The 18,607-nt window shown below is 72.7% G+C and carries 18 protein-coding genes; 8 read left to right on the forward strand and 10 right to left on the reverse strand.

Features of this window, described 5'->3' with window-relative positions; translation table 11 throughout:
• Nucleotides 1-119: 119 nt before the first annotated feature.
• Nucleotides 120-1,412, reverse strand: coding sequence for an extracellular solute-binding protein (locus ACWEMJ_RS21605; RefSeq protein ID WP_452138707.1), 1,293 nt, complete (start codon nt 1,410-1,412; stop codon nt 120-122).
• Nucleotides 1,413-1,683: 271 nt separating this feature from the next.
• On the opposite strand from ACWEMJ_RS21605, the gene ACWEMJ_RS21610 reads away from it, so the two are divergent.
• Complete coding sequence (locus ACWEMJ_RS21610) at nt 1,684-2,799, forward strand: lytic polysaccharide monooxygenase (protein WP_452138708.1); 1,116 nt, start codon at nt 1,684-1,686, stop codon at nt 2,797-2,799.
• A gap of 99 nt (nt 2,800-2,898) precedes the next feature.
• Nucleotides 2,899-4,098 carry a cellulose-binding domain-containing protein gene (locus ACWEMJ_RS21615; protein ID WP_452138709.1) on the forward strand — a complete coding sequence of 400 codons (1,200 nt, stop codon included), beginning with the start codon at nt 2,899-2,901 and terminating at the stop codon, nt 4,096-4,098.
• Here ACWEMJ_RS21615 and ACWEMJ_RS21620 read toward each other — a convergent pair.
• Entirely contained in the window at nt 4,029-4,850 is an 822-nt protein-coding gene (locus ACWEMJ_RS21620) for an AfsR/SARP family transcriptional regulator (RefSeq protein WP_452138710.1), read from the reverse strand. The two genes, ACWEMJ_RS21615 and ACWEMJ_RS21620, sit on opposite strands and share 70 nt — an antisense overlap.
• Before the next feature lie 141 nt (nt 4,851-4,991).
• On the opposite strand from ACWEMJ_RS21620, the gene ACWEMJ_RS21625 reads away from it, so the two are divergent.
• The 4 genes from ACWEMJ_RS21625 (at nt 4,992) to ACWEMJ_RS21640 (ending at nt 8,789) form a co-directional block, all read left to right on the forward strand.
• Nucleotides 4,992-5,606 carry an RICIN domain-containing protein gene (locus tag ACWEMJ_RS21625; protein ID WP_452138711.1) on the forward strand — a complete coding sequence of 205 codons (615 nt, stop codon included), beginning with the start codon at nt 4,992-4,994 and terminating at the stop codon, nt 5,604-5,606.
• 59 nt (nt 5,607-5,665) lie between these two features.
• A complete protein-coding gene (locus ACWEMJ_RS21630) occupies nt 5,666-6,763 on the forward strand; it encodes a polyprenyl synthetase family protein (RefSeq protein WP_452138712.1) in 1,098 nt (365 codons plus the stop codon).
• Nucleotides 6,764-6,930: 167 nt separating this feature from the next.
• Nucleotides 6,931-7,968, forward strand: coding sequence for a hypothetical protein (locus tag ACWEMJ_RS21635; protein WP_452138713.1), 1,038 nt, complete (start codon nt 6,931-6,933; stop codon nt 7,966-7,968).
• Nucleotides 7,969-8,201: 233 nt separating this feature from the next.
• Complete coding sequence (locus tag ACWEMJ_RS21640) at nt 8,202-8,789, forward strand: GNAT family N-acetyltransferase (RefSeq protein ID WP_452138714.1); 588 nt, start codon at nt 8,202-8,204, stop codon at nt 8,787-8,789.
• 93 nt (nt 8,790-8,882) lie between these two features.
• On the opposite strand, the gene ACWEMJ_RS21645 is transcribed toward ACWEMJ_RS21640, so the two are convergent.
• Nucleotides 8,883-9,224 carry a hypothetical protein gene (locus ACWEMJ_RS21645; RefSeq protein WP_452138715.1) on the reverse strand — a complete coding sequence of 114 codons (342 nt, stop codon included), beginning with the start codon at nt 9,222-9,224 and terminating at the stop codon, nt 8,883-8,885.
• 114 nt (nt 9,225-9,338) lie between these two features.
• On the reverse strand, nt 9,339-9,677 hold the full coding sequence (locus tag ACWEMJ_RS21650; RefSeq protein WP_452138716.1) for an SAV_915 family protein: 339 nt from the start codon (nt 9,675-9,677) through the stop codon (nt 9,339-9,341).
• A gap of 294 nt (nt 9,678-9,971) precedes the next feature.
• Between ACWEMJ_RS21650 and ACWEMJ_RS21655 the strand changes: the two genes are divergently transcribed.
• On the forward strand, nt 9,972-10,148 hold the full coding sequence (locus ACWEMJ_RS21655) for a hypothetical protein (RefSeq protein ID WP_452138717.1): 177 nt from the start codon (nt 9,972-9,974) through the stop codon (nt 10,146-10,148).
• Between the two features lie 55 nt (nt 10,149-10,203).
• A complete protein-coding gene (lysA, locus tag ACWEMJ_RS21660; protein ID WP_452138718.1) occupies nt 10,204-11,541 on the forward strand; it encodes a diaminopimelate decarboxylase in 1,338 nt (445 codons plus the stop codon).
• Between the two features lie 82 nt (nt 11,542-11,623).
• Here the strand turns inward: lysA and ACWEMJ_RS21665 are convergent, their stop codons facing one another.
• The 6 genes from ACWEMJ_RS21665 to ACWEMJ_RS21690 all read right to left on the reverse strand — a co-directional run bounded on the left by ACWEMJ_RS21665 (nt 11,624) and on the right by ACWEMJ_RS21690 (nt 18,594).
• Complete coding sequence (locus tag ACWEMJ_RS21665) at nt 11,624-12,061, reverse strand: hypothetical protein (protein ID WP_452138719.1); 438 nt, start codon at nt 12,059-12,061, stop codon at nt 11,624-11,626.
• Between the two features lie 174 nt (nt 12,062-12,235).
• Complete coding sequence (locus tag ACWEMJ_RS21670) at nt 12,236-14,173, reverse strand: hypothetical protein (RefSeq protein WP_452138720.1); 1,938 nt, start codon at nt 14,171-14,173, stop codon at nt 12,236-12,238.
• A 108-nt stretch (nt 14,174-14,281) separates the two neighbouring features.
• Nucleotides 14,282-14,782, reverse strand: a complete 501-nt coding sequence (locus tag ACWEMJ_RS21675; RefSeq protein ID WP_452138721.1) for a peroxiredoxin family protein — start codon at nt 14,780-14,782, stop codon at nt 14,282-14,284.
• Nucleotides 14,745-15,860 carry a Rieske 2Fe-2S domain-containing protein gene (locus ACWEMJ_RS21680; RefSeq protein WP_452138722.1) on the reverse strand — a complete coding sequence of 372 codons (1,116 nt, stop codon included), beginning with the start codon at nt 15,858-15,860 and terminating at the stop codon, nt 14,745-14,747. Before ACWEMJ_RS21680 ends, ACWEMJ_RS21675 begins: the two co-directional genes overlap by 38 nt.
• Before the next feature lie 30 nt (nt 15,861-15,890).
• Nucleotides 15,891-16,946 carry an MDR family NADP-dependent oxidoreductase gene (locus tag ACWEMJ_RS21685; protein WP_452138723.1) on the reverse strand — a complete coding sequence of 352 codons (1,056 nt, stop codon included), beginning with the start codon at nt 16,944-16,946 and terminating at the stop codon, nt 15,891-15,893.
• A 13-nt stretch (nt 16,947-16,959) separates the two neighbouring features.
• Nucleotides 16,960-18,594: a phytoene desaturase family protein gene (locus ACWEMJ_RS21690; RefSeq protein ID WP_452138735.1), complete on the reverse strand. Its 1,635-nt coding sequence runs from the start codon at nt 18,592-18,594 to the stop codon at nt 16,960-16,962.
• Nucleotides 18,595-18,607: the final 13 nt, after the last annotated feature.

The following is an 18,607-nucleotide window of genomic DNA, read 5'->3' on the forward strand; positions in this document are numbered from 1 at the left end:
TCTCCCTACCCCCCGGGGGTTCGCCGCCCCCCCCCCCCCCCGGGGGGGGGGGGGGGGGGGGGGGGGGGGGGGGCGGGGGGGGGGGGGGGCGGGGGGGGGGGCCCGCCCCCCCGCTTCCGTCAGCGCTCATTGATCACTTCGTCGATCCGCTTGTCGGCCTCCCGGGCGGCGTCCTGCACCGACGACTTGCCGTTGGCGATCCGCTCCAGCATCTCGGGCAGCACGTTGGCCTTCTCCACGGACGTCCAGCCCGGCGCGAACGGCGTCATCCAGCCGCCGGTGGCCGCGGCCTGGGCGGCGGGGCCGTTGATGCCGCCGGCGGCGACCTCGGCCAGCTGGCCGGTGTTGTTGGGCAGGGTGTTCGCGGCGATCAGCGCCTTCTGCGACTCCCGGTCGGTGAACAGCTTGATCCAGTCGGCGGCCAGCTCCTTGTGCGCGGACTTGGCGGGCACCGCCAGCGTGGAGCCGCCCAGGAACGGCGGCAGCAGGTTCCCGGACGGGCCGGGGAACGGGAAGGTGCCGAACTTGTCCTTCAGCTTCGGGTCGCCGCCGAGCGTCGGGTCGGTGGCTCCGTCGGCCTCCCAGGTGTTGCCGTAGAAGACGCCGACCTTGCCCTGGCCGACGACGCCCGGCTGGTCGCTGTTGTCCTTGGCGCGGTCGCCGACGTAGTAGGTGTCGATCAGCCGCTTCCACTCGGTGAGCCCGGCGACCGACTTCGGCGAGGACAGCGAGGACTTCCAGTGGTTGCCCTCCTTCACCGCGATCTCGCCGCCGGCGTCCTTCACGAACGCCATCGCGGCGTACCAGTAGCGGCCGGGCAGGTACAGCGCGGAGAAGCCCGGGTCCTGGGCGCCGTTCGTCGCCTTCAGCCGGTCCAGCGCGGACAGCAGCTCCGGGTACGTCTTCGGCGCGCCCGGTACGCCCGCCTGCGTGAACAGGTCGGTGCGGTAGATGCCGACCCGGGCCCCGACGTAGTACGGCACGCAGTAGGTCTTCCCGTCGGCCCGGCACGCGTCGGCGAGCGCGGGCAGCCAGGCGTCCGACTGGTCGAAGCGGGCCGGGTCGACGGTGGAGAACGCGCCGTTGACGATGTAGTTGGTGGTCTCGCTGTTGCCCATCTCCACCACGTCGGGCACGTTCTTCCCGGCCAGGACGGCGTCCAGCTTCTGGTTCTTCGTCGTCCACTGCTGGTACTGCACCTCGACCTTGACCCCGGGGTGGGCCTTCGCGAAACGTTCATTGGTGGACTGGACCAATTCCGGCCAGCTCTCCTGGGCGTCCACGGCCAGCCAGACCGTCAACTTGCCACCGGCCGAGCCGGATCCGCCGCCCGAGCCGGAACTGCATCCGGCCAGGGCCAGGGCCAGCAGGGATGTGAACACGAGCGGGCGCCAGCGCGCGCGAATCGTCATGGGGGACTCCAAATCCACTGTGGGGGTGGTGTTCTGATTACCCATCAGAGGGGCGGATGGTTGCAAAGGTCTAGACATTTGGCTGGAAGAAGGCGGTCGGGAGCGCGGGCCCGCTCGGTTTACAGGCGCTCCGCCGGTCGTTACGTTGAGGATTTGGGAGCGCTCCCAGATGGGTCGCTCCCGGGCATGAACACGGGCTTTTCCCAGTCAGACGGCCTGCCCGGCCGAACGGCACGGGTGGGCCCCGAACCACCGAGGTGGTGAAAGTTTCATGTCACGACGCAAGGTCTCCTCGATCGTCGCGGCCCTCGCAACCGCAGCCGCGACGGTCCTCGCGCTGCTGCTGGGCCCGGCCCCGGCGAACGCGCACGGTGTGGCGATCGTGCCGGGCTCGCGCACGTACCTGTGCTACCAGGACGCGCGCACCGGGTCCGGCTCGCTGGAGCCGACCAACCCGGCCTGCCGGGCCGCCGTCGCGCAGAGCGGCACGACACCGCTCTACAACTGGTTCGCCGTCCTGGACTCCGCCGCGAACGGCCGCGGCCAGGGCTACGTCCCGGACGGCACCCTGTGCAGCGCGGGCAACAAGTCCCCGTACGACTTCTCCGCGTACAACGCCGCCCGCGACGACTGGCCCCGGACGCACCTCACCTCCGGCGCCACCATCGAGGTCGACTACTCGAACTGGGCCGCGCACCCCGGTGAGTTCCGGATCTACCTGACCAAGCAGGGCTGGTCCCCGACGACCCCGCTGGCCTGGGCCGACCTGAGCCTGATCAGCACCGTCGCCAACCCGCCGCAGGTCGGCAGCCCCGGCACCGACGGCGGCCACTACTACTGGAACCTCGCCCTGCCGTCCGGCCGCAGCGGCAACGCCGCCATGCTCATCCAGTGGGTGCGCTCGGACAGCCCGGAGAACTTCTTCTCCTGCTCCGACCTGGTCTTCGACGGCGGCCACGGCGAGGTGACGGGCATCCACCTGCCGACCTCCTCCAGCTCCCCCTCCACCTCCGCCTCTCCGTCCGCCTCCCCCTCCCCTTCCTCCTCTCCGTCTCCCTCGCCCAGCGGCACCATGCCGAGCAGCGGCTGCATGGCCGCGTACAGCGTGGTCAGCACCTGGGGCGGCGGCTTCCAGGCGTCGGTCGAGGTGATGAACCACAACTCCGCGCCGATCACCTCCTGGCAGCTCAAGTGGCAGACCGGCGCCGGCACCACCATCACCAGCCTGTGGAACGGAACGCTGACCACCTCGGGCAGCACCGTGACGGTGGCCAACGCCGCCTACAACGGCACCATCGCCGCGAACTCCAGCACCACCCTGGGCTTCACCGCCAACTCCACCGGAAACAACCTCCCGACCGGCTCCCTCACCTGCACCGCCGCCTGACCCCCGCGCCCCGGCCGGGCCCGCCGCCGCACACGGCGGGCCCGGTCCGGGGCCCCGCGCGACCCATGGACACGTACCGACGACGCAAGGAGGTTCGACATGGCGCGAAGCGACGCGAGGGCCCGCGGCGCCCGGCGCGGCCCGGTGGCGGTGCTCGCCGTGCTCGCGGTGGTGCTCGGACTGCTGGCCGGGTTCGGCCAGCGGCCGGCCTGGAGCGCGGGCAGTGCGGCCTGTCAGGTGTCCTGGACGGGCAGCGACTGGGCGGGCGGCTTCACCGCACAGGTGTCGATCACCAACTCGGGTGCGGCGGTGACCAGTTGGAAGCTGAGTTGGACGTTCGCCGCCGGGCAGCAGGTGACCTCGGCCTGGAACGCGCAGCTCGGCCAGGCCGGCACCGCCGTCACCGCGAGCAGCATGAGCTACAACGGCTCGGTGCCCGCCGGGGGTTCGGTGGCCTTCGGGCTCCAGGGCACCTGGTCGGGCAGCAACCCCGCGCCCACCGACTTCGCCTTCAACGGCGCGCTCTGCCAAGGAAGTTCACCGACCCCGTCACCCTCCCCCACGCCGTCCCCGTCCCCCTCTCCCTCTCCCTCCCCGACGGGCGGCGGCACCGGCTGTTCCGGCGCCGTGGTCTGCTCGGGCTTCGAGGACCAGAGCGGCAGCGCCCCCACCGGTGACTGGACCGTCGCCGCCCCCGACTGCGCGGGCACCGGCGCGGTGACCGTCGACACTTCGGTCGCCCACAGCGGCGGCCGCTCGCTGCGGGTCAACGGCCAGGCCGGCTACTGCAACCACGTGTTCGCGGCGACCACCAGGAACGTCTCCACCGTCGGCCCGGTGGTGTACGCCCGCTACTGGGTCCGCCACACCACCGCGCTGCCCGCCGACCACATCGCCATGGTCACCATGGCGGACGCCAACGACGCCGGCAAGCACCTGCGCCTGGGCGGCCAGAACGGCGCCCTGCAGTGGAACCGCGAGTCCGACGACGCCACCCTGCCCGCGCAGAGCCCGGCCGGCGTCGCGCAGAGCATGCCGCTGCCGGTGAACCAGTGGGTCTGCGTCCGCTTCGCCGTCGACACCACCAAGCAGTCCATGGACACCTGGCTGAACGACCAGCAGGTGCCCGGCCTGCACAACGACGGCGTCCCCACCGCGGACATCGACCAGCAGTGGCTCGGCCGCACCACCGCCCCGCGCCCGACCACCCTCCACCTCGGCTGGGAGGCCTACGGCAACGGCTCCGACACCCTCTGGTACGACGACGTGGCGCTCGGCTCCTCGCCGATCGCCTGCTGACGGCCCGCCAGGGACGTGGGCGGGGCGCCGGTCAGGACGGAGCGGTACAGCGACTGGAGCTCCCGGCCGGGATCGGCGCCCAGTTCCTCGGCGAGGCGCTGCCGGACGAGGCCGTAGCGGTGCAGGGCCTCCGCGCCCCGGCCGGCCGCGTGCAGGGACTGGATCAGGACGTGTTCGAGCGGCTCGGCCAGCGGGTACTCGGCGGTGAGGTCGGGGACGGCGGAGATCACGGCGGTGGCACGGCCGAGCCGGAACTCCGCCTGCGCCCACCGCACCGCCGCGTCCAGCCGCCGCCGGTGCCAGCTCGCCCGGACCTGCGCGGCCCACGCCCCGGACAGGCCGGCCAGCGGCTCGCCCCGCCACAGGCGCAGCGCCTCGGCGAGCGTCGCGGCCCGGACCTCGTCGTCCCGCTGCCGTTCGTCGCCCTGGTCGACGAGGCGGCGGAACCGGTGGAGGTCGACCAGTTCGGGATCGAGGTCCAGCACGTAGCCGGCGTGGCGGCGTTCGATCCGGGCGGCTGCCCCGGCCTGTCTCAGCAGCGCCCGGATCCGGCTCAGGTGCGCGTACAGGACGGACCGCGGGTTGGCGGGCGGGTCGTGGCCCCAGACCCGGTCGACGAGCGTCTCGATGGCGATCGGCCGCCGGACGTCGACGACCAGTGCGGCCAGGACGACCTGCTGCCGCGGCGTCCCGACGTCGAGCGGCCGGCCCGCCGACCGCACCTCGACCTCGCCCGACAGCCGGACGTCCACATGTACCTCCCGGTGATCGTCCGTGCCCGCGGAATGCCCAACTCCCCATGCTGGCTCGGTCCGCAAGGTGCCCGCAAGGTCGGTGCACAGGCCGTGGCGGCAGGCTGGGAAGCGTCGACGAGCCCTCACGGAGGAGACAGCATGCGGATACCCCTGGCGCGACCTGCGCGCCGGTTCGGCCTGGCGGCGCTGGCGGTGGCCCTGGCGTTCGTCGTGGTCGGCGCCCTCGCCCCGGCCCCCGCGCACGCGGCGGACCCCACCCGCTTCGAGCTGGTGAACGCCCGCACCGGGCTGCGCGCCGACGTCATGTGGGCGTCCACGGCCGCGTACACCGGCGTCTTCCTGTGGCCGGACAACACCAGCGCCTCGCAGGAGTACGAGCTGCTCGACAGCGGGAACGGCTACTTCCGGATCAAGGCCCGGCACTCCGGGCAGTGCCTGATGCTCGACTGGCGCTCCGGGACGTACTCCAACGGCACCCCCGTCATCCAGTACCCGTACTGCGACGCCGGCTACGCACCGGCCGAGTGGAGCAGGGACTGGGTGGGGCACCCCTGTACCTGCTTCCCCACCACCATGATCCTCAAGAACCGGGCCACCGGCCGCTGCCTGGATGCCGCGGCCCCCTCCGGCACGCCCGCCCAGCAGGCCCCGCTCCAGCAGTGGGACTGCATCACCACCGACGACGTCTGGAACACCGCGAACCAGAGCTGGAACCTCCTGCAGCTCAACAACCTCCCCAATCCGCCGCACTGAACCGCGCACGCCGCCGACCCCCGGCCCGGGGGCCGGCGGCCGCGTGACAGCCTGGGGCGGTGAACGACGTCCTCACCGCCGCCCTGCACCGCCTGACCGGCCACCAGCGCCGCTTCGAAGACCGCCTCGCCGGGTACTTCGACTCCCTGAACGACCCGGCCCCGTCCGGCGGCGGCCTGGAGCGGCCGACCCACGGCGCGTTCCCCGCCGAGGCGCTCGACCTGGTGCGCGACCTCTCACTGCGCGGCGGAAAACGGCTCCGGGTGGCCCTGCTGCACGAGGCCGCCGGCCTGGTCACCGACGAGGAACCCGCCGGACTCGACACCGCCGCCATCAGCATCGAACTGCTGCACACCCACGGGCTGATCCACGACGACATCGTGGACGACACCCCCGTCCGGCGCGGCGGGCCGTCCACCTACTACGCCTACCGCAGCCGCTTCCCCGAACGGCCCGACACCGCGCTCGCCCTCGCCATCCTGGCCGGCGACCTGGCCGCCTTCCTCGCCGTCCGGGTACTGCTCACCGGCACACTCCCGCCCGAGCGGGCGATGGCGATGGCCGCCGTCGTCGCCGACGCCGGCGCGACCTCGGTCGGCGGCCAACTGCTCGACCTGGAACGCGATCTGCGCCCCGACGCCGACACCGACTTCCTGCACACCGTCACCGAGTTCAAGTCCACCCGCTACTCGATCCTCGCCCCGCTGCGCCTGGGACTGCTCGCCGCCGGAGCCGAACTCGCCTCGCACGAAGGGAAGTTGCGCGCTTACGCGACCGCACTGGGCATCGCCAACCAGATCCACGACGACTGGCTCGACCTCTTCGGTGACCCGCAGAGACTTGGCAAGCCCGTCGGCACCGACATCCGCACCGGCCGCCGCAACTACGTCGTCCGCGCCCTCCTGGCCACCACCGACAAAGACACCTACGCCGCCCTGCACGCCGCCCTCGGCAACCCCGCCTGCGACGACCGAGCCCTCACCCGCCTCCGCCACGCAGCCCGCGCCCACGGCATCGACCGATCCCTGCAGACCGAAGCCCACCACTGGGCCCACCAAGCCGCCACCCACACCACCACCTGGCCCCCTCACTGGCGCCCCACCGCCGTCACCTTCTTCCACCACCTCCCCTCCCACTCCCTCACCCGCGACCACTGACCACCCCCGGCCACGCAGCGTGCCGAGACCGCCCGCCGGCCACGCCGCAGTGGTGTTCCACGAACCGCCGCCCCGCTCCTCGAACTGCCGTCCCGGTCGCTCACTTGCGAGCACTCGCCACCAGGCGCGACGCCGCGCCCCGGCGAGGGTCTGAGAGGGTACCGGGCATGACCCACGCAGCCGTGCCCGAACGCGCCGACACCATCCCCCTCGACCACGGCCGCACCGCCGTGCTGCGGCTGCCCGCCGAGTCGGCCGACCGGCCCGCGCCGGCGGTGCTGATGCTGCACCCGTTCGGCGTGTGGGACCGCCATGCCCACCTGCCCGCAGAGGCTTCCGGCAACGGTGAGGTCCGGCTGTTCGACGACCTCGGCGCATCCCTGGTCGAGGCCGGCACCGGCGCTCTCTCCTACGACACCCGCTTTCTGACGGAGCAGTGGAAGGACGGCGCGGGCTCGCCCCGCTTCACCTTCACCGGCCTGGTCGACGACGCCGTCCACGCCGCCCGGCACCTGCGCGCCCACCCCGCCGTGGACGCCGACCGGGTACTGCTGCTGGGCGTCTCGATGGGCTGCGAGGTGGCCCTGGCGGCGGCCGAACGCCTGGGCGGCGAAAGCCTGTTGGCGATGGTCGCACCCAGCGTCGAGGCCCGCCCCGTGTTCCACCGCTGGCTGGGCCTCGGTCGCCGCCTGGAATGGCTGGCCGCAGGCTTCACCACCGCCGACGGCACCGTCGACCTTGCCGCCGCCCTCGCCGACACCCTCGGCCGCAGCGGCTGGTGGGAGACGTTCGACCTGGTCGATCGCTTTGGCCCGCACGCCGACCTCGAAGTACTGCGCGCCGAACTGGCCGTGGACTACGACGCCTGGCAGGACACCGCGCTCGCCGACGGCGACAACGAAGCGCCCGCCTCGTTCTGGCGCGACTGGTTCGCCCAACCCGCCCCCTACCGCCGCCTTTCCACCCTCACCGGCCACCTCACCATCCACGTCGGCGCCGAAGACTGGACCACCCCGACCCGCCAGGCCCACCTCCTGCACCGCGCCGCCCTCCGCCACGGCCTGCACTCACACCTGACCATCCACCCCCACCTCGGCCACCTGATGTCCCCCCGCACCCCCACCGGCCGGCGCACCTACGGCCCCTTCACCCCCGACTTCCTGCAGGCCCTCACCACCTCCATCACCGAAATCCTCTCCGCCTGACACCCACCCACCAGCAACGGCCAACGCTTCCCCCGCGACCACTGCTCAACGAAGCCACAGCCCCGAGTGGTCCGATCAATACGGTGGACCGGAGAGGTCCCGGCGTGATGGAGTCGCCACTCATGTGTAGTACCGCGATCGACGCACTCCGGATACGACCTGCCGACCTGGATGATCTTGAGCATCTACCAGGACTCCAACTGGCCGCAGGCGAAGCGTTCCGGGGTATCGGCATGGCCGAGATCGCAGACAACCCGCCACTGACTGTTGAGGAATTCGCCGGATACCAGCGCGGTGGACAGGCCTGGGTCGGGGTGGACGAAGCCGGCGATCCGATGGGGTTCGTCATCGTCGACCTGCTCGACGGCTGCGCCCATCTTGAGCAGGTGAGCGTTCATCCGGCCGCGGCCGGCCGCGGCTTGGGCCGCAGACTGATTGATCACGTTTCCCGCTGGGCAGCCGACCGAGGTCTGCCCGCACTCACCCTGTCCACCTTCCGAACGGTTCCGTGGAACGCTCCTTACTACCTGCGTTTGGGCTTCCACGAGATCGAGCCCTCTCAGATCACCGATGGGCTGCGCTCGGTCCTGGACGCCGAGGCTGCGTTCGGCCTCGATCCGTCGACACGGGTCTGTATGCGCCGATGGACGAGTGAGGGCTCCGAGGGCAGGGATGCGGAGCCGGATGAGGGTACGCCGCGGTCTGCAGCGGCGGTCGCCTTCGCGGGTGACGATGAGCATGGTGACCACTCGACAAGCGCGTGCGACAGGTCCAGTGCACTCGGACAGGAGACCAGCGGGACTCCCGGGCAGCAGAGTTGAGGTGTCGGACACCTCATTCAACCGCCCGAGAGTCTTGCAGGTTGTTCCTCCCCCGCAACCATCCGATCGGCGGTTGCTTCGACGGGCTCGGCGTCAGTAGTCGCTGCACTCCCACTGCTCGATGCAGCAGAGGGCCCCGGTGATCGTGCCGTCCCCGACCCGTTCCGCCCGTACCCACACGTTGAGCTCGGCCGAGCCCACGTTCCCGTAGGGGGAGTAGAGGACTTCCAGCGGATGGTCCTCGGCGTACCGGAGGAGTTCCGCCTCGACGACGGAGGGCCGGCGACCGACCAGTTCGACGTCGTCGAGGAGGACCTGCGGACCGGTGCGGCCGTGGACGCTCACTGCGCCCAGTTCGGGGCCGTCCGCACCCTCCCAGTAGTGCGCGCTCACGCCGGCACGGTCGTAGTGCTCGTCGTCCAGCTCCCACCTCATGGACCGCCCCGCCTCGGGCCTGGCCCCTCCCAGCGCCGCAGGCCCCACCACTCGCAGTCGACCATCCGCCAACTGAACTCCTCGCCCGAGCAGCGCAGTTGACGATCCCGCCCGTCACGCCACCCGCGAGAGCCCCCGCTGCACGTCGCCGCCGGAGGCCATGAACGGTGAGGGCGCCACCAACTGCGGATCCACGACCAGCCCGCCGACCCCCAGCGGAGCGAACAGCGCCCGCAGCGCCGTCTCCGCGAGAGTGATCCGCGCCTGGTCGGGCCCGAGCACCGCGACCAGCCGCTGTTCGGACGAGAAGGCCACCGCCGTGCGGTCGCCCATGGCGGTACGGAAGACACGGACCGCGCAGCCCGCCGCCCCCGGCCGGACGGGTACCACCAGCCGTCCGGCCGGGACACGTTCCGAGGGCTTCGCGAACTCAAGGTTCGACTGCTGCTTCACGGCATACCTCCACACGACGGTCGAGACCCGGCGCGCCGCTCACCGGCGCAGCAGTGACGCTATCCCCGCGCACCGCCGCCGGTGACCCGCCCCTGATACGTCCCTGATCAGCCGGGGTGCGATCCGTACGCCCTGTTGACGCGCCGCGTCCCGGCGCCCGCCGGAGCCGTCAACGTCCCGTCAGAGCAGGCCCGATCGGTGTAGTCGCCGCGTCAAGAACCGGTGCGATCGCCGCCCGCCGGGCGTGCACTGGAGTGGCACGCGCAACCCGCCCCGGCCGAAAGGACCCCCGCCATGACCGACCTGCAACTCGCCCCCGCCACCCCGTCCGGACGCCTGGACCACCCCGACGACGCCACCCTCCGCCGCCTGCTGCGCGGCCCCGTCCTCGACCCCCGCCCCGCCACCCCCGCCGAGCCGCACCGCTCCGCCGCCGGCCACTGCCGCTACACCCTCCACTACGAGGACTGACGCCGACCAGCGCCCACCCCACCCGTCCAGCCACCCCCCGGAGAAACCCCCCGCGATGACCACCCTGTCCGCCCACCCCCGCACCACCGCCCGCCCCCTCGGCAGCCCGTGGCCCGCCTCCGCCGTCCCCGGCCCGGACGGCGACCTGCTGATCGGCGGCGTCGGCCTGCGCGAGGCCGCCGACCGCTTCGGCACCCCGCTGTACGTGCTCGACGAGGACGAGGTCCGCCTGCGCGCCCGCGCCTACCGCCGGGCGCTCCCGCACGCCGACGTACTGTACGCGGCGAAGGCGTTCCTGTGCACGGCGATGGCCGACTGGATCGCCGAGGAGGGCCTGGGCCTCGACGTCTGCTCCGCCGGCGAACTGCGCCTGGCGGCGGCCGCCGGCTTCCCGCCCGAGCGGATCCTGCTGCACGGCAACGCCAAGACCCCGGACGAGCTGCGCCTGGCCCGCCGCCTGCGGGTCGGCCGGATCGTCGTCGACAACCTCGCCGAGATCCCGCGGCTGGCCGCCCTCACCGCGGCCGACACCCCGCAGCGCGTCCTGGTCCGGGTGCTGCCGGGGGTCGCCGCCGGACACCACCGGGCGGTCCGAACCGGCGTCGACGGGCAGAAGTTCGGCTTCTCGATCGCCGCCGGCGAGGCCGCCGAGGCCGTCCGCCGCGTCCTCGCCCAGCCAGGACTGCGACTCGTCGGCCTGCACTGCCATCTCGGCTCCCAGATCACCGACCCGGCGCCCTACCTGACGGCCCTCGACCGGCTGGTCGAACTGCTCGCCGAGATCCGCGACCGGCACGGCGTCGAACTCCCCGAACTCGACCTCGGCGGAGGCCACGGCGTCCGCTACCTCCCCGACGACCCCGAACTCACCCCCGCCCGCTTCGCCGCCGCGACCACCGCCCACCTCGCCACCCGCTGCGCCGAACTCGGGCTCAATGAACCGAAGTTGACGGTCGAGCCGGGCCGGGCGATCGCCGCCCCGGCGGCCGTCGCGGTCTACCGGGTGCTGTCCGTGAAGCACACCGCGGGCGGCCGCTCCTTCGCGGCCGTCGACGGCGGCATGAGCGACAACCCCCGCCCCGCGCTGTACGGCTCCGCCTACACCGTCCGCGCCCTGGGCCGCCCGGCCACCGCCCCGACCAGGCCCTTCGACGTCGTCGGCCGCCACTGCGAGGCCGGCGACATCCTGGCCCGCGACGCCCGCCTCCCCGCCGACCTCCGCCCGGGCGACCTGCTGGCCGTCCCCGCCGCCGGCGCCTACCAGCTCTCGATGGCCTCCACCTACAACCACGTCGGCCGCCCGGCCGTCGCCGCCGCCCGCGACAGCCGCCTGCGCCTGCTGATCCGCCGCGAGACGGTGGACGACTTCCGCACCCGCGAGGTCGGCCGCTGATCCGGCCACGTGACGCCCCGGCCGCCCCGGCCCGCACACGCAGAGGCGGTGCCCGACCGGCGGGCACCGCCTCCCCGCCGACTCAGCAGCCGTTGGTGATCTTCTTCTGCCCGACCAGCAGCCACCCGCTGGTGGTGATGCTGACGGTGATCACCGCCGTCCCCGCGGAGTTCGACGACCACAGCGCCGTGCCCCCCTGCGTGTACAGCACGAAGTTCCCGTCCGTCTGGTACGTCGCGTGATGCGCCCCCGACCCGTTCGTCCCGGTCGCCCAGCACGCCCGCCGACTCCCGCCGTCCCAGCGGTACTCGACGAGATTGCCGTCCGACTGCAGCACCAGCTCGAACCACGTGCTGCCACTGCTGTTGCTCACGATCGAGTCCCCGATGTTCAGACTCTGCCCGCCCAGCAGCCCCTGCGTGGAATTCGCCGCCGCACCCCCGGCCCCACCGACCACCACCGCCGCAGCCGCCGCCACCGCGACCGCCGCCTTGGCCGCCCCGCCCATGACCTTCTTCACGGTTGTTGCCCCTCCTCCGAATGCGCCCGCCCCGCGGATCGGTGCCGGGCGATTTGAAGCTATCCACTCCATCGGATGGTTATCCGTGATCATCATCATGGTTTCACCCGCCCCGCCGACCATTCGGTCCGCAGCCGGCACCGACCCGATCCCGCCCGCCCGGCGCGGCGACGATCACCGCCGCGCCACCGGCGGCCTCGGCCACTGCGTGCCGCTCGCCGCGGCGGCAAGGACGTCGCCGAGCCGCAGCCAGGCGTTGGGGCCGGTGTGGGCGACGGGACTCTCCGCGAACCGCTGCCAGGCCTGCTCGTCGTCGCCGAGCGCGGCAGCCACCAGCGCGAGGACGGCGGGGTGGGTGCCCCGGTAGCGCGGGCCGCCGACGCTGAGCGCGGTCCGGGCGGGCAGCGCGAGGACGGTCTCCGGCGCGCAGTCGGGCAGCGCGAGGACGTGCCGGGCCCAGGACTCCCGGTCGGCGGGGTTGCCGCCGAGCCTGCCGCGCAGGTCGCGGGTGAGGGTGTGGAGGGCGAGTTCCGGGTCCGAGTGCCGGGCGAGAACGTCCGCGAAGGACGGCTCACCCGGCAGGCCGCCGCGCCGGGCGAAGGACAGCAGGGCCTTCTCGACCAGCTGGTCGTCGCCCGCGTGCCGCTCCAAGTAGCCTGCCAGCACGCCGGGTTCGGCATCGGTCAAGTCCCGGACCGTCACCTCCGCCGGATCGCCGAGCGCCGCCCGGCGCGCGGCCGCCGACCGGGGAGGCGGGTCCGCGACGATCCGGGTGATCGCGTCGAGCAGCGCCGTGAACTGCTGGTGGTCGCCGCGGTCCAGGTAGGAGCGCGGCCGGGGCGCTTCGCGTCGGGCGTCGCCGATCACGCGCCGGACGGCCGCCCTCGTCCCCTCCGTCACCTCGGGCAGGTGCACCAGCATGGCGTGCACCCAGCGGAGGTCGGCGGCCCGGTCGGTCCCGAAGAGCTTCCGCGGCCGCCAGGTCCGCAGCGCCTGCTCCGCGGTCAGCGCGAACTGCCCTGCCAGCTCCGCGAGTTGATCCGGCGGAGTGCGCCACGCGTAGGGGGCGCCGTAGGAGGGCCTGGCCTCGGCGGGATCGAGTATGAACCGCCACCGGCGGTCCGCGGCGTGCGCGACCCAGGAGGTCGCCGAGCGGAGGCCGGCTTCGTGGTGGTACCGGCTGCCGTCCTCCAGGGAGTACTCGACGCTCTCCCTGGAACTCTCGTCGAGAGCCGCGAGCTCGGCGGCGTACCGCTCCCGGGCCGCCTCCTTCGACACCCCGTCGGTGACGTCCCCGAGAATGCGGGCCGTCAGCAGGGCACCGTCGAAGCGCTCCAGGTCGGCCAGCGCCAACTGCCGCAGCAGCGCGGGCTCGACGAGCCACGGCAGCCGCCCCAGCAGTTGTTCGCGGACGACGTGGTTGCTGTCCGTCCCCTCCGTGTCCGCCACGAGCCGGGCGTGGCGGTCCGGGTGCCGCGCCAGCACGGCCCCCCACATCCGCGTCCAGGCGTCGTAGGCCGCCCGGAACCGCCGGTACGAGGTCTCGGGATCGCCGTCGTCCTCCGCGGCGGCGGGGTGGTCGGGGAGCAGCGCCACGGCCGCCCCGAACACGGTGTCGCCGAGCCGGCCGGAGGCGAGCACCGTCTGCGCGGGGGTGGGCTTCTCCAGCATCTCCGGCGCGAACACCGGCCGCTCCGGCACCCGTCGGCGCAGCTCGGCCGCCACCGCCGTGCACAGGCCTGCGGGCCGGTCGGCGGTGCCGAGCGCGCCGAGCTGCCGGTCGGAGCAACCGCCGAGCGCGTCCGCCACGAGCTCCGCCGGGCAGTCGGGATGCGTCAGCGCGAGCACGGCGGGCTCGATCCGAGCACGGGCCAGGTGGTCCGGCTCGTCCTCGCGCAGCCCCTCCGCCACCGCGGCCGTCAGCATCCAGCTCGGCGCGCTCTCCCGGAACGGCCCGCGCAGCAGCGCCTCCAGCAGCTGCCCGATCTCCCGCTCCTCGGGGCGCTCCCGCACCTGCCGGGCCGTCATCAGCGCGGCCGCCGAGCCCGGTTCGGCGCCGGCCGCGACGGCGGTCAGGAACTCCACGGGCAGCCGGTCGCCACTGCTGGACATCGTTCTTCTCCCCTGAGGACGTGTGATCGCCCCCATCCTGCTCCCCGGCTCGGACATTCGACGCCGAACGGGCGCGAGCCCGGCCTGCTCGCGCCCGGTGGCGGCGTCTCAGTTCGGCGCCGCCGGCTCGGCCGCCAATGCCGCGAGCTCCCGCAGCAGGGTGTCGGTCCGCTGGAAGGTCAGCCCGGCCAGCGCGACGTGCCGCCAGCGGACGACGCCCTCGCCGTCCAGCACGAAGACCGCGCGCCGCAGGCCGATGCCGGGGGCGGTGATGCCGTACGCCCTGGCGACGGCCTCGCCGGGGTCGGAGAGCAGCGGGAGCGCCAACTCGCGCTTGCGGGCGAAGCGTTCGTGGCTTTCGAGGTCCTGGCCGCTGATGCACCAGACGGTGGCGCCGAGGTCGGTGAACCGGTGCAGGTCGGTGCTGTAGGAACACAGCTGGCGGGTGCAGACGAGGGTGTCGTCGCCGGGGTAGAAGGCCAGCACGAGTGGGCTGCCCTTGGCCTCGGCGAGGCGGTACTCGCGGCGGACGGCGGCGTCCCCGTCGAGCACCAGGCCGGGCAGGGTGAAGTCAGGGGCGGGAGTGCCCGGTTCGGGTGGCTTCGGCATCCTGGTGTCCTCCGAGGGGGGTGGTCGGCAGCGGGAGCGGCCCGCCGGGGGTGGGCGGGTAGAACTGGCGGGACCAGCGGCGGAAAGGCCCGATGGGTCCGTCGCCCGAAGCGAGCCGGGGGCGAGCAAGGTACTGCTTGGTGGACCAGATCGGGAAGTCCGCGGCGGTGAACTCGCAGCTGAACCGGAACATCGGCCCGGCCAGCAGCCGGGTGACGGACCGGCTGACGGCCCGCGCCAGGGCCGGCGGCAGGCTCGTCGGCTCGGTCACCAGGAAGCGGCTGGCCTGCCGGAACTGCATCCGGCCGGGCGCGGTCATGGTGGCCATCACCAGCGAGCACATCCGCAGGCCGAGCGCGGGCGTGTGGATGTCGGTGTGCAGGCAGCTGAGGCCGTAGCCGTCGACCTCGATGTCGACCTGCCGCCGGCCGATCAGCGGGAACTGCTCCTGGACGCGCATCGAGACGTGGAAGGTGACGCCGTCGAAGGTGACGGGCGCGGCGAGTTCGCCCTGCGACCAGCCGTGCAGGGTCTGGAAGTGCCCGACGTCCACGGCGTTCTCCATGACGTCCTGGGCGTACCCGGCCATCTCCCAACTGGCGTGCCGCGCAGGCAGGTTGCCGAGCCTGTGCCAGGCGGGGAGGTTCCAGTCGGGTTCGCGGCCGTCGTGGTGGCGCCAGACGAAGACGGCGTCGTTGACCTCATGGACCGGAAGGTGCGTCAGCGAGGCCTTCGGCGGCGGGGTGCCGTACCCGGTGCGCACGCAGCGCCCGTCGGGGCCGAAGGCGAAGCGGTGGAACGGGCAGACCAGGTCGTTGCCGGCCAGTTTCGCCAGGCCCAGGTGGGCGCCCAGGTGCGGGCAGTAGGGGCGTACGGCGCGCACCCGGCCGTCCCGCTGCCGGTACAGCACGACGTCCTCGCCCGCGAACCGGCGGGTGAGGACGGTGCCGGGCCGCAGCTCGGCGCTGAACGCCAGCGCCGCCCAGCCGTCGGGGTAGGGCAGCGCCGGCGGCAGCGCAACGTCCCCGGGGGTCGGGCCCTGGTCGGTGAGCTGTCCGAACTTCCGGGACGGTCGCACGGTTTCTCCTGTCATGTCGGTTGGCCCGGTTCAGAGTTCGACGACGACCTTGCCCCGGTTGCGGGCGCGGTCGGCGCCGTACAGGCTCCGGTAGGCGGTGGGGATGGCGTCGAAGCCGTGGTGGACGGTCTGCCGGTGGACGATCTCGCCGCGCCGGACCAGGTCGCCGACCTCGGCGCGGAGCGCGGCCCAGTTGGCCTCGGTGAACCATTCGGGGGCGAAGATGCCGCGGATGGTGGTGCGCGGGAACAGGATGTACGGCAGCAGGCGGGGGCCGGTGTGCTCCTCGCCGACCTGGGTGGCCCACTGCCAGCACACCGCGACCTGGCTGTGCACGTTCAGCATGGTGAAGGCGGCGTCGGTGACGGCGCCGCCGAGGTTGTCGAGGTAGCGGTCGATGCCGTCCGGCGCGGCCTTCCGCAGCAGTTCGCCGATCTGCTCGGCGTCGTCGCCGTGCCGGTAGACGATCGGTTCGATGCCCATGCCGAGGAGGTGGTCGATCTTCTCCTCGGAGCTGGTGGTGCCGACCACCCGGGCGCCCGCCCGGACGGCGAGCTGCCCGAACAGCGAGCCGACGGCCCCGCTGGCGGCGCTGACCAGGACGGTGTGGCCGGGCCCGACGGTCATGAACTTGGTGAGGGTGCCCCAGGCGGTCATGCCGGGGCTGCCGAGGATGCCGAGCGCGGTGCTGATCGGCAGGGTGTCGTCGTAGTGCGCGGGGTCCAGCCGCCGGTACTCCGGGAAGATCATCGGAAAGGTCCCGGTCTGCCAGAGCCGGGCGTCCCCGTTGCCGATCAGGTGCGTGCACCACCCGCCGTACCCCTGGACGAGCTCGCCGACCCCGAACCGGGCGCGCGGACCGGCCGCCTGCACCTCCATGACGGCGTCGGCGCCCATCAGGTCGCCCAGCGGCGTGTCCAGGGCGATGCCCTGCAGGTACGGGTCGAGCGAGAGGTAGCGGGTGCGGAACAGCATCTCGTCGTCGGCGAGGTCGACGTCGACGTCCTCGACCACCTTCCGGTAGATCCGTTCGACGTCGGGCACCCCTTCGAGGTGCTCCTGGACGACCCACTTGGCGATCTGCACGGTGCTGTTCTCCTCAACGGCCTACGGGGACGACGAGATGGGTGGGCAGGGGTGCGCTGCGGTCGATCTCGGCCCGGAACGGCCTGCCGTCGTCGCGGCAGATGAACTGCATGACGTGGCGGCCGGCGGCGGCGGCCCGGATCAGGCCGCCGGTGGTGGCCCAGACGCCGGAGAGGTAGAAGTTGCGCAGTCCGGGCAGGCCGGGGCCGTTGCGCTTGACCTCCTCCTCCAAGGTCTCGCCGCTGGTCACGAACGGCTGCCAGCCGAGCACGCTGCCGTCGTAGTTGCCGGTGTAGCGGACCTGGGTGAGCGGGGTGGAGACGTCCTTGACGGCGACGGCGGTCTTCAACCCGGGGTAGCGCCCGTCGAGGAAGTCCACGATGGTGTCCCGGACCTGCCGCTTGGCGGTCTGGTAGGCGCGGCCCCGCCCGGTGGGCAGGGTGTGCAGCTCCTCGCCGCGGCGCACCCGGCTCTGCTGTTCGGGGCCGGTGCTCAGGGCCCGCCAGGGTTCGATGTCGCAGAAGTAGCTGGCGTAGATCACGGTGGTGTCCGGGGGCGACAGCTCGGGGTAGTGCCGGCTGCGGAACTGCACGTTGATGCTGGGGTGGCGGATGCCGGTCAGGAGGGCGGCCCGGTCCTGGTCGAGCAGGTAGGTGGTGCAGGGCTCGCCCTCGGGGAAGGGCCGGCGCAGGCCGAGGAAGACGGTGACGTACCCGGGGAAGACCATGCCGGGCTGGGTGATGGTGTTGGTGTACAACTCCCGGTAGGTGTCGCCGAGATAGCGTCCCTTGAGGAAGTCCATCAAGGTGGTGCGCCCGTCGCACGCGGAGACCACGATGTCGGCGAACAGCTCGCGCCCGTCGCTGAGCCGGACGCCGATCGCCCGGTCGTCCTCGACGATCACCTCCGTCACCTTGGTGTTGTAGTGCACCTCCCCGCCGAGCCGCAGGTAGCGCTGCTCGATCGACCGGGCCAGCCCCAGCGAGCCCCCCTCGGGGACGCCCGCGGACAGGTTGGCGTGGCAGGCCAGCTGGAAGTAGAACGGCAGCACCGGGAAGGCGGGGTGGCGCTCGTACAGGATGTAGTTGAACGCCTCGCGCAGCAGCGGGTGCCGGAACTTCGACGAGTAGTCCGTCATCAGGGTGGTGATGGAGCGTCGGATGACGTTGAAGGCGGGCACGAAGCCCGCCAGCATCCGCCAGCGCTCCACCGTGCCCATCAGGCCGACCGGCTTGAGGAAGGGGTAACTCGCCAGCAGCGTACGGAACTTGCGCAGGCCCGCGCAGAACTGCCGGACGGTGCGGGCGTCCTGCGGCGAGATGTCGATCAGGTGGGCTTCGAGCCGGTCCGGGTCGGAGTAGAAGTACACCTCGCCGTGCTCGGTGCGGACGATGTTGAAGACGTCGAAGTGGCGCATCTCCTTGCCCTGCAGGGCGCCGAGTTCGAGCCAGATCTGGTGCATCTCGTTGCCCGGCCCGCTGCCGAGCAGCCAGCTGATGCAGCAGTCGAAGGTGAAGTCGCCGCGGTCCCAGCCGGTGCAGCAGCCGCCGGGGATCTCGTGCATCTCCACGACGGTGCTGCGGTAGCCGTTCATCTGCGCGTAGCAGGCGGTGGACAGTCCGCCCAGCCCCGCGCCGATGACGATCATGGTTTCTCTGCGT

This window comes from Kitasatospora sp. NPDC004531 (genome assembly GCF_053602195.1).

What these genes read in the sequence shown, in the direction of transcription:
- ACWEMJ_RS21670 (WP_452138720.1), bottom strand. Translation starts at nt 14,173, where the DNA reads ATGTCCAGCAGTGGCGACCGGCTGCCCGTGGAGTTCCTGACCGCCGTC.
- ACWEMJ_RS21605 (WP_452138707.1), bottom strand. Translation starts at nt 1,412, where the DNA reads ATGACGATTCGCGCGCGCTGGCGCCCGCTCGTGTTCACATCCCTGCTG.
- ACWEMJ_RS21610 (WP_452138708.1), top strand. Translation starts at nt 1,684, where the DNA reads ATGTCACGACGCAAGGTCTCCTCGATCGTCGCGGCCCTCGCAACCGCA.
- ACWEMJ_RS21655 (WP_452138717.1), top strand. Translation starts at nt 9,972, where the DNA reads ATGACCGACCTGCAACTCGCCCCCGCCACCCCGTCCGGACGCCTGGAC.
- ACWEMJ_RS21640 (WP_452138714.1), top strand. Translation starts at nt 8,202, where the DNA reads ATGGCCGAGATCGCAGACAACCCGCCACTGACTGTTGAGGAATTCGCC.
- ACWEMJ_RS21625 (WP_452138711.1), top strand. Translation starts at nt 4,992, where the DNA reads ATGCGGATACCCCTGGCGCGACCTGCGCGCCGGTTCGGCCTGGCGGCG.
- ACWEMJ_RS21635 (WP_452138713.1), top strand. Translation starts at nt 6,931, where the DNA reads ATGACCCACGCAGCCGTGCCCGAACGCGCCGACACCATCCCCCTCGAC.
- ACWEMJ_RS21675 (WP_452138721.1), bottom strand. Translation starts at nt 14,782, where the DNA reads ATGCCGAAGCCACCCGAACCGGGCACTCCCGCCCCTGACTTCACCCTG.
- ACWEMJ_RS21615 (WP_452138709.1), top strand. Translation starts at nt 2,899, where the DNA reads ATGGCGCGAAGCGACGCGAGGGCCCGCGGCGCCCGGCGCGGCCCGGTG.
- ACWEMJ_RS21690 (WP_452138735.1), bottom strand. Translation starts at nt 18,594, where the DNA reads ATGATCGTCATCGGCGCGGGGCTGGGCGGACTGTCCACCGCCTGCTAC.
- ACWEMJ_RS21645 (WP_452138715.1), bottom strand. Translation starts at nt 9,224, where the DNA reads ATGAGGTGGGAGCTGGACGACGAGCACTACGACCGTGCCGGCGTGAGC.
- lysA (WP_452138718.1), top strand. Translation starts at nt 10,204, where the DNA reads ATGACCACCCTGTCCGCCCACCCCCGCACCACCGCCCGCCCCCTCGGC.